We start from the raw sequence: 15,704 nt of genomic DNA on the forward strand, positions 1-15,704 counted from the left end.
CTATCAATGTTAGAAGACCTTGAATCAAATTTAATTGACAACGAATTCCAATCTCCTTTTTATGGGATTTATTTAGGTAAAGCACTAATTGCCAGAATGAGCTTATATACACATAATGAAAATAATGAAGAAATTATTGAGATCAATAAGATGGAAGTTCTTCCTTATTATCAAAAGAAAGGTTACGGAAAAGAATTAGTAAAATTCGCTAAATCCTTTAATAAAACAATCAAAACGATTCCAAGAGCAAATTCAAATGAGTTTTGGAAAAAGCTAAACTTCATAGAATCTGATTCTCAATTTGTTATTTGGAAGCCTGAATCCAACTAAATACAAATATATTACAATTAATACTTACTTAATGAAAAAACTCAACATCCCCGATTTGGAGATGTTGAGTTTTTTATTTTACTTTTGTGTCATTTTTAGAACTCACACTTACTAATTTCCTTTTTTGATCTAAGAAATCAAATAAATGTTCATATTCATTTTGAAGTTCACTTAATTTTTCAGTTAATTGTTGTTTTTCGATTTTCAACTGCTCATTTTCTTGTTTATATTTCAATAGTTTTTTCTCTAAAGATTGAAGATCTTTTATTTTACTACCTGCATCAACTTTTAATCTTAAATACTCAAGGAATTTATAAACTGATTCAAAAGTTATTTCTGATTGAACTCTTTCAGATGTTGGTTCTACTACTTCTACATCATTAGTCTGATTAGTTATTTCTTCTACTACGAGTTCTGTTTCAGATTCAGATATAGGTTGTTTTTTACTACTATTTTTTGCATTTTCAATCTCTTCTTTATAAAACTTTCTAACAAAAGAATTCCATCGATAACCACATGCAGCAGCTGTCCTTGATAAACTCTTTGCAACAATCTTAAATGCCATTAATTGAGTTGACCCTTCATTTATCGATTTTAAAACTACTTCAGCTAAGTAGTTATCCTCATCTTTTGTCCATGCATCCTGGCGATTTGCAACCATTTGCAATCCCCTCCAATTTCTTATGCATTAAGCAGATTTTACTAATTCATATGCACAAAAAAATGAAGGTAGAAGATTACTTTTCCAATTTTTTTGTAAATTGTTCAATATTTTTTATGTGTTCATCTGAAAACCATAGTGGCATTGCGGAAATAACTTCTTCTTCCATTCGCTTCTTAAGATTTTGTTCAGTCCATTTACGAATAAGTATTTTCTTATTTTGATGATGAATTTGTGCTGGAATACCTTTAGATAAATTGATAAAGCTTTCATTATGTAAACTAGTTAAATCTTTTGCTAGTTCATGTATAAACCCTATTTTCTTAGCTTGATATGCGGTGTATATATTTGAGGATGATAATAGCGTAATCCAATCTTGATGATTCATTTTTTCTTGAAGTATAGTCCCTCCACCCCACGATGTTGGGATCCCCATTCTACCTTGTATAAAACCTATTTTTGCATTGTCATTTGCGTATCTAAAGTCGAATGCACTTGCAAGTTCGCAACCGCCACCTAATGCATACCCATTAATAAAACAGATTGTAATTTGAGGTAACATTGCAATTTGATAAATTACCTCACACATTTTTAAATTAAAGGACTCTAATCCTTTTATATTATTTTTAAATTTCAAGATTGTATTTAAATCTCCACCGGTACAAAAATATTTCATACCTTCACCAGTTAAAATAACTAGTTTGCTTTGAGATTTCATTCGGATCTCTTGGATAATTTCAGAAAGTTTTTCAACAGTATCTTCATCTATGCAATTCCCGTAATTTGGCCTATTTAAAAAGATATAATCTATTTCATCACGTTGATATGTAATTACTTCAGACATTGCAATCTCACTTCCTATTCCTAATTTTCTGATAGTTTATATTATACTATACAGCAATTAAAAAAGGGCAGGTTTTCAGGAAAGTGGGTTTTTATGGTAAATGAAATTTTTGGACAAAAGGAAAAGCACATAGTTTCCTATGTGCTCTTTAAAGACTAGCTTATTTGCTAAGTACTTGTTTTCCTTTGTAGTGACCGCATGATTTACATACGCGGTGTGCTAATGTTAATTCGCTACAGTTTGGGCATTCAACCATTCCAGGTACCGCTAATTTGAAATGCGTACGACGCTTTCTTTTTACAGTTTTGGACGTTCTTCTTGCAGGTACTGCCATTGATCCCACCTCCTTAAAGTGAGTGTTTGTTATGAAGCCGGTTATCCGGTACTTCTCAATTATCTTGTTTGTCAAAAAATTTTGCTAATCCAGCAAGTCGAGGGTCAATTTTTTGCTCTTCTTCGACATGTTCCCTAACTTCCCAATCTGTTCCTGATGTTGGAGCTGTTTCTTTCCCTTCAATATCCTCAGCAAAAACTTGCATTGGAATTTCAGCTAAGATACATTCCTCAATCACTGGGGTTAAGTCTAACACATCACCCTCTAGGATGTGAAAATTCTCATCTTCACTTTTCCATTCAGTTGTTGTAAAAAATGTTTCTGTTGTGGTAATCGACAAAGGATATTTTACATCAACTAATGTTCTTACACAAGGTAAAATTAAATATCCAGTTATTGTTAAATGAAACGTATATCGGTTCGTTCCAAAATCAACTCGTCCAGTAACTTCAATTGGAGAAACTTCTCGAATCTCAGGATTACGTTCCTTTATTTGACTAATATCAATTGTCTCATCTAAATTTAAACCTTTATGTCTTAATTTCTGCAACTGGTGCACTGACCATTTCATAAATAACCACCTCAAGGCAACAATGAAAATTATATATTCCTTAAAACCATTTGTCAATATTTTTTCTTTACACATTAGAAAAGTGGAGGCGACTGTTCAGCTTCGAAAAGCATAAGACGATTTTTGGCTAAGATTTACAGTTTAATCTTAGACGAAAATTGGCTTATGATCTATGGGAAGCTAGTCATCGTACATACTTCTTTTTACGACAAAAGTGCTAACTTTTTATCCAACAAAACATTTTAAGCTATGGTTCCACTTCCTAATTTCTAGAGCAGGTGCAATACATCACAATAATTTTAGTAACTGATTGCCCCGACATGCATTTAGAGGTTTCCCTTCTAAGATTGCAATAAATCATCTACTGAAACATTATTAATTGTCCGCCCTTTTCCCTAAAAATCGTGTATCTTGCTCTTAATATGTAACCTATCTAATATATTATTTTCTACAACAAAATTCAATACAATTCACACTAGGTTGCGAATTATTTCTCGAAACTGGTATTCTTAGTGTATAAATTCGTGAAATTAGTAAATATTGGAGGTGCATTTTTAGTGCGTTCAGTTGGTGTAGTAGTTGAATATAACCCTTTACATAATGGTCATGTTTTTCACTTAACTAGTTCAAAAAATACAACAAATGCAGATGTTGTCATTGCTGTTATGAGTGGGCAATTTTTACAAAGAGGCGAACCCGCTGTCGTCCCAAAGCATGTGCGTACTAAGTTAGCTTTACAAGCCGGGGCAGATCTTGTTATTGAGCTACCGTATAGCTATTCAACTCAACATGCTAGTATTTTTGCAAAAGGAGCTATTTCAATTCTTGATTCGCTAAAATGCGATTACGTTTGTTTTGGTAGTGAAGAGGGAAAGATTGAAACTTTTTACGAGTTAATTAAGCAAAAGAAACAACTCACTTCTTCTATTAATTCAAGTATTCGTACTTATCTTGATCAAGGTTTAAGTTATCCTGCAGCATATAGTACTGCATTACAAACAAATCTAGAAACAGCTAACTTAGATGTCTCACTTCCAAATAATATATTAGGGATACATTATTTGGAGGCAATAGAACATTTCAAAAGTAAAATGGAAGGTAGTACAATTCAACGTATTGCTGCCAATTATCATGACGAAGAAACGAATCATCAAAGTATCGCTAGTGCCACGGCAATTCGAAAAATACTAAAAGGAAACAACCAAACAATTTCTGATTTTGTGCCAAGTTTTACGAAAGATTCCATTGAGGACTATATTAATGAGTTTGGGACAATTCATTCCTGGAATGAATATTTCCCATATTTAAAATACAAATTAACTACTGCAAAAAAAGAAGAACTTGAAGAAATTTACGAAGCTGTTGAAGGATTAGAAAGAAGAGTTTTAAATTCAGTTTTAAACTGTCTTGATTTTGAAGAGCTAATGACAGCAATTAAAACAAAAAGATATACTTGGACTAGAATCCAGCGATTGTTAACACATTTATTAACAAACACTTCCAAAAACGAAATGTCTGCAATATTAGAGAAAGATCGTGTACCATATATCCGTTTACTCGGGATGAGCTCTATGGGTAAAACTTATTTAAATAGCAAAAAGAAGCTAATTGATGTGCCAATCTATACGACCATTAATCAACAAAATCAAAAAGAATTAAGTACTGATTTAAAGGCAACTTATGCTTATGCATCAATTCTTCCTATAAGCAATCAGCAAAAATTAATAAAAACTGAATTCGCTATGTATCCGATTATATACAATGAAACTACAAATCAATTTAGTAGGTCATAGAACATATGAAAAAATGAGTCAGGAATTAAGAGATCCTGCCTCATTTTTTTGTTTTTAGCTTTTCTAAATAAGTTATAGCATCGCTGTAAGTATTGACCGGTACAATTTTCATTTTTAACTTATGTTTTTTTGCACTTTTAACAGCTTCATTATAATTCGAATTCTTTTTACCATTTTCATTTGGTGCAAAAAATATTTCTGCTCCAGCATCAGATGCAGCTATTATTTTTTGAGAGATCCCACCAATTGGACCGACGACCCCATCTATATCAATTGTCCCTGTACCAGCTATTTCATGTCCTTTGGCAAGATGCTCATCTTTTAATTGATCATAAATTTCTAACGCAAACATTAGTCCCGCTGATGGCCCCCCTATTTCTTCAGAGTTTATTTTAACTTTTGGATTTGTAGTTAGCTCTAAATTTTCGGCAATCGAGACACCAATTCCAGCACGATTTGGTTCGTCCTTAAATGTTTTTGTTTTTATATTAAAATTTTCGATTTTACCTTCACGGTTTACTTCCAAATTAAAATTAGTACCAGGCTTACTAGCTTGAACCGTATTTGTAAAATCAGTTAAAGTACGGATTTCTTTTCCGTTTATTTTTGTAATGACATCTCCTAGCTTTAAAACATGAAATGCAGGCATATCATGTATTACTGAAACAACAACAATCCCATTTTCCGTAACTTTATAAGTTCTATGAGCCTGTTTATATGCATTTAATATTGCAGCTTGTTTTGATTCTTCCATATATCTTAATTGACGAAATTGATAATCTTCATCGCTTTCACCTTTTACTTTAATTTCATCGATTTTGTAAAGATGATAATTATCATTTACCTTTGTAGCTATATAGGAGTATATATTTGCCTTTCCCATTGCTACGGTAGTTAGCATGAATTCACCTTTATCTTTCTTAGCACCATCAACTTTAACATAAGGTCTAAGAGGCTCAGCTAAGCCAGGTTTTGTCACATAATAATGTAAAGGAATGAAATACAATAGAATTAGTGTAATACCAACAACTAATAGTACATTAAGAATTCTTATCCTTTTTTTCACTATTTTTCTCCTTCCACTGCTCAATCTTTTCAAAAATTTCTGGAATTAATGCTTCTGTAGCTTCTTCTCCGATTTTGATTACATTTTCGAGATCTGTAAAGTTTCTAGAATTAATATGATCTAATTTAGGCCTAATCATGATATTCGATACGACTTCTCTATTTCTAACGAGCTCATGTTGCATTATTTCAATACTCTGCATGATGACATCATAAATTGTTGAAACTTCGCCACTAACCTTAATTGGTGACGCATCTACTCCAATAATAAAATCCGCTCCCATCTCTTTTACAACCGAAACAGGGATACGATCAATTACTCCACCATCAACCAAAAGTTTACCATTCCAGGTTTCGGGTACAAAAATTCCAGGTATTGAAATACTTCCGCGGACCGCAGTAGCAATATCGCCTTTTTGAAATACGATTTTTTCTCCTGTTAATAAGTCTGTTGCGACAACTGATACTGGTAAATCTAAATCTTCAAGCTTCCTACCAAAAGAAAGCACCTTGATTAGTTCTTTTACCCTGTTTCCAGAAATTAACCCCATCTTCGGAACAACATAGTCAATATAATATTTTGATTGAAATACTCTCGCAATTTTATACAGTCGCTCAACATTCGTACCAGCCCCGTATAATACAGCAACTAAAGCACCTATACTGCTCCCTGCAATCAAATCTATAGGAATATTATGCTTTTTTAAAACCGAAATTACACCAACATGCGCAAACCCCCTAGCTCCACCTGAACCTAATGCTAAACCAATTTTCGGTTCCAAGTTGTTTCCCCTCCAATTAAACTCTTTGGTCTAAAATTGAATTCCATCAACGTATATTAAATTGTACAAGTTTTTTTTATACATATATTACTATCTTATTTATTTTTTATTGGTCCTACTACAATAGACAAAAATCTAAATGTTTTTTGAGTCTATCTTTCTTTGGAGGTTTATATGTGAAAAAAAGTTATTTCATTACTTTTCTAATTTTTTTAATACTCATATTTCTAACAGCCACGATTATTTTGCATCCAGATGTTGCGTTTAAAGGTTCGGTTAGAGGATTAAATATGTGGTGGGGAATTGTGTTTCCATCTTTACTTCCATTTTTCATATTAAGTGAACTGCTAATTTGCTTTGGAATTGTTCAATTTATAGGTGTATTTTTAGAACCTATTATGCGGCCTCTATTCAGAGTTCCAGGGGTTGGAGCTTTCGTTTGGGCGATGGGGATGGCTTCTGGATTTCCTTCTGGTGCAAAACTTTCAGCTAAACTATATAAAGATGGGGAAATAACAAAATTAGAGGCCGAGCGACTTAATTCGTTTACAAATTCTTCTAATCCATTATTTATTTTTGTAGCAATATCTGTCGGTTTTTTTCATAATGCAAAAATCGGAATCGTACTTGCCGTAAGCCATTATTTATCTAACGCGATTGTTGGCCTCATCATGAGGTTTTACGGTAGCAAACAACCTAACTACTCCCGCGCAGAAAGAATCCATTCTAACCGCTTTAAATACGCTTTTAAAGTAATGCATGAGAAACGGTTAAGCGAAAAACGACCGATTGGAAAAATACTTGGTGATGCAATTGCTTCTTCCGTGCAGACATTATTAATGATTGGTGGATTTATAATTGTTTTTTCTGTTTTAAATATGCTTTTACTAAAAATTGGATTTATTACGAATGTAGGAAAAATAGTCGCGTATTGTTTTTCAAATTTAAGCGTAAATCAAAATTTATCTACTCCTTTTTTATCTGGATTATTTGAAATTACTTTAGGATCTAAATTAGTAAGCGAATTAAACAATAGTACTTTATTACAGCAAGTAGCTTTAACAAGCTTCATATTAGGATTTGGTGGATTTTCAATACAAGCACAAGTAGCAAGTATCATTTCCGAAGTAAAGATGAGTATTAAACCTTATTTAATCGGACGATTACTGCAATCAGGTATCGCACCAATATTAGCAATTATTTTTTGGAAGCCACTTTATCTTGATCAGCTAACTGCTAATGTTACGAATAATACTTTACCTGTTATTAAAATTTTTACGGAGAAACATCTTAATATTGAATCAATGATTTCAATAGGTTCAATGATTACACTAATCTCCCTCTACATTTATGTCATCATCTTAATTTATAAAACGCTCAACAAAAGATATGATCTTAAATAATAATTGCAATTATTTAACCAACTAAAAGAAAAAAAAGAAACCTCAGTTTAAATTAAACTTGAGGTTTCAAAAATTTATCTGTTAATGCATTGTTCACACATTCAGGAACTAAATCTTTAACATTACCACCGTATTTCGCGACTTCCTTCACAATTGAAGAACTTAAAAATGAATATTGATTATTTGTCATGACAAAAAAAGTATCAATTTCATCTACTAGTTTTTTGTTCATCGCTGTAATTTGCATCTCATATTCAAAGTCTGATACCGCTCTAAGACCTCTCAAAATCGCAGAAGCATTTATTTTTTTCGCGTAATCCATTAATAATCCACTAAATGAATCAACACGCACATTCGATATAGATTTAGTTGCTTCAGCAATTAATTCTGTTCTTTCTTCTAAAGTAAATAAAGAATTTTTAGCAGAGTTATTTAATACAACAACAATGACCTCATCAAATACTCTTGCTCCACGCTTAATAATATCTAAATGCCCTAAAGTAATTGGATCAAAACTTCCAGGACAAACTGCAACACGTTTCATCTCTTACCCCCTAAAATTACTCCATACAATTATGATACACTGATACGCCACAAATTCCATATTTTTCTGCTTTTGTTCGTTTAAATTTCCCTATTTTTTCTGGTAATTCGATATCAGTGGCATGTTCTACCAAAATAGTCCCATCTAAAGCAAGTAGATTTTTATCCTCAAAAGTTTCAATTAATGAAACAATTTGTTGCTTTTTATATGGTGGATCTAAAATAATTAAATCAAATTGAATTTCTCTTTTAATAATGGCTTTAACAGCTCTCTCAGCATCATTTCTATATACTTCCGCACGATCTGACAGATTACAAGTTGCTAAATTTTCTTTAATCGTTTTAATAGCTTTCATTTCACGGTCAACGATAATTGCTTTTTCCATCCCTCTACTTAGAGCTTCAATCGATAGCCCGCCACTTCCACCAAATAAATCTAGTGCTATACCACCTTCAAAATATGGACCAATAATATTAAACATTGCTTCTTTTACTTTATCAGTTGTTGGTCTAGTACTCATTCCAGGAACTGCTTTTAAACTTAAACCTTTATTTTTACCTGACACTACTCTCATAAATTTACACCTACTATTTATTTCTTTTACGAAAATATCCTATCACAATTTTCCAGAAACAAAAACATTTCTTTCCATATTCTCCTACTAATGTATAAAATCATTCACTTTGGTAATAACTAACTTTAACAACATCTCAGTTGATGTTGTTGCCAACCGCGGAGAAGACTTACGTTTCCCCATAAGTTCTTCCTCCGGTTTCTCCTCTCCCTTTGCCTTCTTTTTTAGTGATTACACTTTAATAAGAGGGGCCCTGCATTTGCGGGGTTTTTTTTTATGCCTGAATCCTGTAGAATAAATGTTGCATTTGTCATCATCACTATTTTAGACACACATAAACGTATTTATGTTTTAAGGGGGAGCACTCATGATTCAACGCATGATTGAAATTGGAGAAGGATACTCGGATCTATATGAGCTTTTTGAAATTGCTACATCGCAAAAAGATCGAGTTAAACATCTTCTTAAATTTACATCTGAAAACAATGGCACAAAATGCTGCTCATTTGCAGTTATATTAAACCCTACTTCTATTGGGGAATTTCAACCAATATATTATTGTAGAGAGGGTATTACACTAAAAGAAGAAAAAATAACGAAGCGAGAAGAGCTTTGTGAAGAATTAGCTACAACCTTAAACAAAGAGATTATTACATTACAAATTAGACACTCTAGTTCATTTCATGAAAATGATTTATTTCATCAATACATAATCGGTATACTCCGATTAAACCACTTAATACCACCGATGAAGTAATTGGCTTAGGGCAAGTAAAAGAAGGCATGCAAGAATAGGGTTTAAGACCCTTATCCCTGCCTAAAAAAAAAAAACGATTGAACGGTTTTTTAATTTAAGTTTGGGATTTCCCTTCCTAAATTAATCAATACCATTCAATCGTTTTTAATCTACTTGATAATCATATTCCTTTGCTTCATCTGGTTTTGCGTTTTCGTACTCAGTCTTAATAAAAGGTTTATATGATAATTCAATTCGTTTTACAAAATGAAATTTTTTCAATCTCTCTACAGTTCGATCTATATCGTCCATATTGCAATATAGGACTACGTATTTCAAACGTTTAGAGACAAAGTGAATATTTCCAAATTTACGTAACATTTTTGCTTGTTTTAATGATTGTAAATAAATAATAATACCTTGTCTTTGCACGAACATAGCTTTCTCCTTTAAAAATCCGTTAAAAATAGAATATCATATCCCAAATTTCTTTTGCAACGAAACTTTCATAAATAGTTTTTAGAAAGGATTGAAAATTATGTTAGATGATGTTTGGGAGCAATTTTTTAGCTGTATTTCAAATTATAAACAAATTACCAACTATTCAAACAAACTAATTTGTGGCACAAATTTTATATATATCCAATCCGACAACTTACTTACTGATGAATCCATAAAAAAACACCTTATTTCTTGCTCGAAAAAAATTACTGAACAGTTCAAACTAATTTATCGAGTCGAGTTTGTCAGAAAAGACAACAACAATTATGTTTTTAGTCATCGATTTTACGTTCCAAATAAAAAAATGTTTTGTTGTGGAAATAACTGTGCCAATTGCACTAGGTTTCGTAAATAAAAAAAGACTCACTATCTTTAATAATGAGCCTATCAATATGTTATTACTTCGTTTTACATCCACACTTTCCACCTGTACCACAGCCACCTGTACTACATCCTCCACCAGTGTTTACAAAGAATGGATTTCCCGCAGGAACTTTTACTGATGGTGATACAGACTGAGCAATTAAATAACTTGTCTCATCTAAAAGTAATTGAACTGCATCTTCCGCTTGCTTAAAAGCAACGATTGTATCATTTAATTGAAGTTCTCTTTTCACTTCACTCATTTTTTTACGAATTTCTTTATAATCAGGATGATATTTTCCAAATCGTTGGACATCCTCGTATAAATCTTTCATTTTCGTAAAACGACTAATGATCTCTTGAGCAGTTAGATCATTATTTAAAGCAATATATGAAGCCCGATATTGATCTGCAACATCTGAGTGTACGATCATTGAAGCAAGTTCTTCTGAGACTGAAATAAGTTGCAAGGTTTCCATTGTTGCATACATTTCCTTACACCTCCAAGAGTAAACTATATCACATTTAAATCCTTAAATAAAAGAACTTGACCTAAGCTTTTATATGATCAGAAATATTAAATTCATTTATCTTCCATTTTCCATCTTTGAATTCTATAAAATTCGCACATGCATTTTTTAAAGTTGTCCTAAAAGTAACTTTTTCAGGATCAATCGCATGTAGAATCGCTTTGATCGTATGTGAATGGGCAACAATCACAACACGCTTTCCTTCATTGGTTTGAGCAATTTCTTTTAATGCATTAAATGCTCGTTCAATTAATTCCTCGTTTGTTTCCATTCCTTCTACATTATTATTATAAATGTTTTCGTGATAATCGGAAACAGGTTTTCCACTCGCTTCACCAAATTCTCTTTCCAAAAATCGCTCATCTTCAATTATTTCATCAATTTTAGCAAACTCCGCAATTGCCGCTGCAGTCTGCTTCGCTCTAACTAACGGACTTGTTATAACCGTGTCCCACTTTTGATTACTTAAGTATAGTGCGCTATCCTTAGCCTGCTGCTTACCAATCATATTTAAAGGAATATCTTCTCTTCCTTGAATAATATTGTTAAAATTCCAATCAGTTTGTCCATGTCTTACTAAACAAATTTCTGTCATAACTACTACTCCTTTCGAAACTTGCTTTCTCCATTGTAGCAAAAAGCTATGACAGATTGAACTATTAATCTTTTTTATCTTCCTTCGGTTCATTATCCGAAGTTTCGCTACTTACATCTTGCTGTTCTTTAAATACTTGGAACATGTCAATCATAAATGATGCCATTTGAACTTGATTTGACAATTTATCAACTCGTTGTGGAATTGTTTTACCAAAGAATTCAAGTGATGCCAGTCTAAATTCATTTGTTAGCTCAGGATTTCTAGCAAGTTTGCGATACCATTTAGGCTGTTGTCTAATATATTTAATATAATCTTCTTCACTCTGAAGAAATTCTAAAATATCTTTTCTCATTAGAGATCTCCTCAATCCTGTCTAAAATTAAATTGTTGTGAAGCTGGCTTTTCTTCTCTTTGACTAGTTGAAGTAGCTGGAGATTTAAATTGCGAAATTAGTTGTTGTATATTAGATAATGTTGAATTTACATTTGATAGATGGTCTTGTATTTGATCTGGATCTAAATTTTTTACAAATGAAATGACCTTTCCAACATACCCTTCTTCTGATTCTTCTTTTTTGGCAGTTTTCTTTTCGGACTTTTTGCTACCATCATTCCTAAAATCATCCCACATCTCATCGGTTTCACCTTTATAGTACCAGTCCTCAAAATATTGCTGCCATGTTTTATTTCCTGTTTTTACTTCTTCTCGCAGTTTCGGATGCTCCATAACGAATTGCCTAAATTGTTCGATCGATGGACGACTATTTTCATTTCCCATTCGTATCACTCCAATTAAAAGCATTTACTACAAAATTATGTCTAATGAATAATTTTGTGCTTGTATGGAAATAAAAAAATCAAGCACCAACTTTCGCTTTTGCTTGATTTTAGTCATTATTTTATAAAATTTTGAGTGTAATATTTATTAAAGGCACCAACACCAAGTGTAGAATATTCTTTCTTATACATATTCTCTCGATGACCTTTACTATTGATCCATCCATAAACAGATGCAATACCGTCTACATAATTAGCTGAAATATTTTCACCAGCTAATCTATATGGAACATTTGCATCGTTTAAGCGATCAGATAAACTGCCATATAAATTTGAATAGTGATCAAAATATTTATTTTGAACCATATCTTTACTATGACCTAGAGCTACTTTAGCAGCCTCACTATTCCATTTTAAAGTACTTAAATTCATTCTTTTTCGATAGACGTTCGTCAAATTAAATATCATTTTTTCCTCTTCACGATCTACAATTGCTTCTTGAAGTGTATTTAATTTTTTAGCGTTTATTAAATTTCCACTATAAATTAGCTCGTACGGTTTTTGTTTAACTAAAGTTTCAGGTGATAAATAACGAATACCTAATAAACTGCCAGTAAAACGGTCAAAATAAAGTTGAGCAAAACAATTACTTAATGATACTAGAGGTCGTTCATGTAAATCTGACGGTGTTAATTTAAAAGTATATTGATTATTTAAAATCGAAAATGAAACTTTATCGTGGACTGTCACATTGTCCATTGTTTCTTCATAGTGGCTTCCCATTATAAATGGTGAGATATCTACATCATTACCGGCAACAAAAACTGTTACTACTTTACCGTTTAGTACACCAAATTGAGTATACTTTGAAGCATTTGAATCATAAACTAACCAATCATAGTCATATTGAGAGGGAACTTTTCTTGACGGTTTTCCAAAATTTTTTATGATTTCTTGTTCGCTTTTACCAATATACTGAGATACAGAATATTTTACATTTTTAGTACTTGCGTTTTCAATCATTGGCATATTCACATCTTCTACTCTTTGATAATGTTTTAACGAGGACACATTGGTTATCCACTCTTTAATAAGTGGACTGAACATAAAAACCGTTATAAAACTTATTGTAAAAAAGAAAAGTTTTATAAGCTTTTCCATTAATATCTTCCCTTCCCAATTGTTAACTCTAACTTTATATATCCATTGTAGCCAAATTATTCAAAAAAATATATAAATTAGTTAAAATACATTTATCAGCTTTTCATTGCTAATTATTGTCATTGATAATATTATATTAGTAGGGATTTTTTCTAAGTAATTTAGGGGGTAATAACATGAAATTTGAGAATACAAATTTAGAAAATCATGTAGTAAATGTAAATTTATTAACTGAAATCATGGAAGAACTAGGCTTTGTCCTTGCAGGTCAATGGGATTACCAAAGAGTAACTTACGATTATAAATTTGAACAACGTAACGAAATATACTACCTACGTGTTCAAGGGTACGCTGTTGAAGGACATGTTGAGTCAAGTAAAGGTAAAATCCAATTACTTACTCCACTTTTAGGTAAATACTATTATCCGCACGGTGTAGAATACGGTGAAGGTGAGAACTTCCCAGAAAGTATCGTTGAAAAAAGTGAAAGCTTACTTAAAAAAGCAGAAGAGCAAATTTCTCTTGTAAGTAAGTTCATTATTCTATAATTATTAAAAAGAGTGAGTAAAAAGAAGTACAACTTCCATTACTCACTCTTTTATTTTTTTAAAATCCTAAAACAGCTTTAATAACTGAAGTAGTATCTCCGCCTTTGTAGAATACGTACAGTAAGCTATATACGATCACTCCAGTAATTGCTGTAAAAAACCAAATAACACTTGTAACTGGACCAATTTTTTTATGAAGCTTCAATTTGTTTTTATACCCTGAAATAATTGATACTAGACCAAATACCCCGCCTGTAGTAGCTAAGAATATATGGAAAAATAAAAATAGATGGTAATACAGTTTTAAGCTTTTTGGTCCCCCAAAAGAAGTATTCCCAATAAAGATTGTTCGTGTTGCGTATATAATGAAGAATGCAAGTGCAAAAACTCCACCGAAGAACATAACTTTCTTATGTGCCTCTACTTTTCTTTTGGCAATAAGATACCAGCCAATTGCAACAAATATAGCACTAATGACAATAAAGCTTGTACTTATTGTCGGTAAAATTGGTAACGAATTCAAAATTTCCACCCCTACGATTTTTTAAGCAATAATGGATTACTACTGATTGGATCAATTTTATTTCCATTTTGTTCTCTTCTAGCCCACTTGAAAAAATTATACCCTATAACACAGCCATAAACTATTTCCTGGATAATTTTCATAATAACCCCGCCAACCTGCTGATCTTCTCTAGCAGACATAAAGTTAAATACTTCTGGACCAGATATATTTAACGATTTTAGTAAATCAGGTGATACGCACAATTGCATCGCCTTACTCCACACTGCCGGATCATTATAAGTTGCGTAAAATGGATGTCCTGCAAATATGATAAGTGCACATGCTGGTGTTAATAAAATACCATTTCCGAACATATAACCGATCTTTTGAATATCGGATAAAGTTTGTCTGTCTGGTAAGTTATTAATAACAGGAAACCACATAAATACTGCCATGAAAAATAATATATTTGTAAATAAGAAATGATAGACTGTATTCGTTTTTACAGTATCAAATACAAGTGGGTAATGATAAATAGAAAATACTACATTAAAAATAATTAAAGCAATTAATGGTTTGGTAGCAATCGTAAAGAAAGCATTAACGATCTTTGGTTTAAGTATGTTACTCCATAACCAATTTGGAATACCAATAATTAAAAAGATTGGTGCAACTAAATATAAAACAGCCATTTCAGTCATATGAGCACTAAAAATAATATGACCTATTAAATCAATTGGGCTACCTTGGGCAATATAAACTAACAAAATTCCAAGAATAAAATACACTTTTTGCTTAGTTTCAGTTATGTGTTCTTTATCTTTGTATTTATTAATTATGTAAAAATACCCCAAAGTGACTAAAACTAAAAACACAAATAAATACGGACTCCAAAGTGCTTTAAACCCGAACATCCCTAAGTTAATCATGAATGCACACCCTTTATTTATTCTATTCACACTTATTATTTTTACCTAATGCTTAAATTAATATTGGACTATGTAAAATTATTATAGTTTTTGGGGCTTTTCACAAAAACCTTTACAAGGCAAAAAAAATTTATGCATTATGACTATCATATAATA

Annotated in this window: 21 protein-coding genes; 5 read left to right on the plus strand and 16 right to left on the minus strand. The window is 31.8% G+C overall.

Annotated features, from left to right (window positions below; genetic code table 11):
• On the plus strand, nucleotides 1-330 hold a 330-nt coding region (locus ACFCYN_RS12795), incomplete at its 5' end, for a GNAT family N-acetyltransferase (protein ID WP_375949663.1).
• Between the two features lie 73 nt (nucleotides 331-403).
• Here ACFCYN_RS12795 and ACFCYN_RS12800 read toward each other — a convergent pair.
• The 4 genes from ACFCYN_RS12800 to ACFCYN_RS12815 all read right to left on the minus strand — a co-directional run bounded on the left by ACFCYN_RS12800 (nucleotide 404) and on the right by ACFCYN_RS12815 (nucleotide 2,740).
• Complete coding sequence (locus ACFCYN_RS12800; protein WP_375949665.1) at nucleotides 404-991, minus strand: RsfA family transcriptional regulator; 588 nt, start codon at nucleotides 989-991, stop codon at nucleotides 404-406.
• Between the two features lie 76 nt (nucleotides 992-1,067).
• The gene (locus ACFCYN_RS12805; RefSeq protein WP_172445318.1) at nucleotides 1,068-1,835 is read right to left on the minus strand and encodes an enoyl-CoA hydratase/isomerase family protein; all 768 of its coding nucleotides are present in this window, start codon (nucleotides 1,833-1,835) and stop codon (nucleotides 1,068-1,070) included.
• Between the two features lie 160 nt (nucleotides 1,836-1,995).
• Entirely contained in the window at nucleotides 1,996-2,169 is a 174-nt protein-coding gene (gene rpmF / locus ACFCYN_RS12810) for a 50S ribosomal protein L32 (RefSeq protein WP_025672195.1), read from the minus strand.
• Nucleotides 2,170-2,224: 55 nt separating this feature from the next.
• On the minus strand, nucleotides 2,225-2,740 hold the full coding sequence (locus ACFCYN_RS12815; RefSeq protein ID WP_172445319.1) for a YceD family protein: 516 nt from the start codon (nucleotides 2,738-2,740) through the stop codon (nucleotides 2,225-2,227).
• A 524-nt stretch (nucleotides 2,741-3,264) separates the two neighbouring features.
• Here ACFCYN_RS12815 and ACFCYN_RS12820 point away from each other — a divergent pair.
• Nucleotides 3,265-4,533: a nucleotidyltransferase gene (locus ACFCYN_RS12820; protein WP_375949667.1), complete on the plus strand. Its 1,269-nt coding sequence runs from the start codon at nucleotides 3,265-3,267 to the stop codon at nucleotides 4,531-4,533.
• 40 nt (nucleotides 4,534-4,573) lie between these two features.
• Here ACFCYN_RS12820 and ACFCYN_RS12825 read toward each other — a convergent pair whose 3' ends face one another.
• Nucleotides 4,574-5,599, minus strand: a complete 1,026-nt coding sequence (locus tag ACFCYN_RS12825) for a SepM family pheromone-processing serine protease (RefSeq protein WP_375949669.1) — start codon at nucleotides 5,597-5,599, stop codon at nucleotides 4,574-4,576.
• Nucleotides 5,574-6,380, minus strand: coding sequence for a patatin-like phospholipase family protein (locus ACFCYN_RS12830; protein WP_375949671.1), 807 nt, complete (start codon nucleotides 6,378-6,380; stop codon nucleotides 5,574-5,576). The genes ACFCYN_RS12825 and ACFCYN_RS12830 overlap by 26 nt, the downstream gene beginning before the upstream one ends.
• Before the next feature lie 176 nt (nucleotides 6,381-6,556).
• On the opposite strand from ACFCYN_RS12830, the gene ylbJ reads away from it, so the two are divergent.
• The gene (ylbJ, locus tag ACFCYN_RS12835) at nucleotides 6,557-7,783 is read left to right on the plus strand and encodes a sporulation integral membrane protein YlbJ (RefSeq protein ID WP_375949673.1); all 1,227 of its coding nucleotides are present in this window, start codon (nucleotides 6,557-6,559) and stop codon (nucleotides 7,781-7,783) included.
• Between the two features lie 52 nt (nucleotides 7,784-7,835).
• On the opposite strand, the gene coaD is transcribed toward ylbJ, so the two are convergent.
• Nucleotides 7,836-8,327, minus strand: a complete 492-nt coding sequence (gene coaD, locus ACFCYN_RS12840) for a pantetheine-phosphate adenylyltransferase (protein ID WP_172445324.1) — start codon at nucleotides 8,325-8,327, stop codon at nucleotides 7,836-7,838.
• Between the two features lie 16 nt (nucleotides 8,328-8,343).
• Nucleotides 8,344-8,901 carry a 16S rRNA (guanine(966)-N(2))-methyltransferase RsmD gene (gene rsmD / locus ACFCYN_RS12845; protein WP_375949675.1) on the minus strand — a complete coding sequence of 186 codons (558 nt, stop codon included), beginning with the start codon at nucleotides 8,899-8,901 and terminating at the stop codon, nucleotides 8,344-8,346.
• Between the two features lie 367 nt (nucleotides 8,902-9,268).
• Here rsmD and ACFCYN_RS12850 point away from each other — a divergent pair, with 367 nt between their 5' ends.
• Nucleotides 9,269-9,658, plus strand: coding sequence for a DUF7147 family protein (locus tag ACFCYN_RS12850; RefSeq protein WP_375949677.1), 390 nt, complete (start codon nucleotides 9,269-9,271; stop codon nucleotides 9,656-9,658).
• Between the two features lie 144 nt (nucleotides 9,659-9,802).
• Here the strand turns inward: ACFCYN_RS12850 and ACFCYN_RS12855 are convergent, their stop codons facing one another.
• The 6 genes from ACFCYN_RS12855 to ACFCYN_RS12880 all read right to left on the minus strand — a co-directional run bounded on the left by ACFCYN_RS12855 (nucleotide 9,803) and on the right by ACFCYN_RS12880 (nucleotide 13,476).
• A complete protein-coding gene (locus tag ACFCYN_RS12855) occupies nucleotides 9,803-10,075 on the minus strand; it encodes a YlbG family protein (protein ID WP_172445325.1) in 273 nt (90 codons plus the stop codon).
• Nucleotides 10,076-10,536: 461 nt separating this feature from the next.
• The gene (locus tag ACFCYN_RS12860; RefSeq protein WP_375949679.1) at nucleotides 10,537-10,992 is read right to left on the minus strand and encodes a YlbF/YmcA family competence regulator; all 456 of its coding nucleotides are present in this window, start codon (nucleotides 10,990-10,992) and stop codon (nucleotides 10,537-10,539) included.
• 61 nt (nucleotides 10,993-11,053) lie between these two features.
• The gene (locus ACFCYN_RS12865; RefSeq protein ID WP_172445327.1) at nucleotides 11,054-11,626 is read right to left on the minus strand and encodes a histidine phosphatase family protein; all 573 of its coding nucleotides are present in this window, start codon (nucleotides 11,624-11,626) and stop codon (nucleotides 11,054-11,056) included.
• A gap of 64 nt (nucleotides 11,627-11,690) precedes the next feature.
• Nucleotides 11,691-11,981: a YlbE-like family protein gene (locus tag ACFCYN_RS12870; protein ID WP_098117671.1), complete on the minus strand. Its 291-nt coding sequence runs from the start codon at nucleotides 11,979-11,981 to the stop codon at nucleotides 11,691-11,693.
• Nucleotides 11,982-11,992: 11 nt separating this feature from the next.
• The gene (gene ylbD / locus ACFCYN_RS12875; RefSeq protein WP_172445328.1) at nucleotides 11,993-12,406 is read right to left on the minus strand and encodes a spore coat protein YlbD; all 414 of its coding nucleotides are present in this window, start codon (nucleotides 12,404-12,406) and stop codon (nucleotides 11,993-11,995) included.
• 116 nt (nucleotides 12,407-12,522) lie between these two features.
• Complete coding sequence (locus tag ACFCYN_RS12880; RefSeq protein WP_375949682.1) at nucleotides 12,523-13,476, minus strand: CAP domain-containing protein; 954 nt, start codon at nucleotides 13,474-13,476, stop codon at nucleotides 12,523-12,525.
• 266 nt (nucleotides 13,477-13,742) lie between these two features.
• On the opposite strand from ACFCYN_RS12880, the gene ACFCYN_RS12885 reads away from it, so the two are divergent.
• Nucleotides 13,743-14,114 carry a YugN family protein gene (locus tag ACFCYN_RS12885; protein WP_098117676.1) on the plus strand — a complete coding sequence of 124 codons (372 nt, stop codon included), beginning with the start codon at nucleotides 13,743-13,745 and terminating at the stop codon, nucleotides 14,112-14,114.
• A 58-nt stretch (nucleotides 14,115-14,172) separates the two neighbouring features.
• Here ACFCYN_RS12885 and ACFCYN_RS12890 read toward each other — a convergent pair whose 3' ends face one another.
• A complete protein-coding gene (locus tag ACFCYN_RS12890) occupies nucleotides 14,173-14,637 on the minus strand; it encodes a DUF420 domain-containing protein (protein ID WP_172445330.1) in 465 nt (154 codons plus the stop codon).
• A gap of 11 nt (nucleotides 14,638-14,648) precedes the next feature.
• Nucleotides 14,649-15,548 (minus strand): cytochrome c oxidase assembly factor CtaG, encoded by a 900-nt coding sequence (gene ctaG / locus ACFCYN_RS12895; RefSeq protein ID WP_375949684.1) that lies wholly within the window; start codon nucleotides 15,546-15,548, stop codon nucleotides 14,649-14,651.
• Nucleotides 15,549-15,704 lie beyond the last annotated feature (156 nt).

It is taken from the genome of Gottfriedia sp. NPDC056225 (genome assembly GCF_042267765.1).
Lineage (GTDB): Bacteria > Bacillota > Bacilli > Bacillales > Bacillaceae_G > Gottfriedia.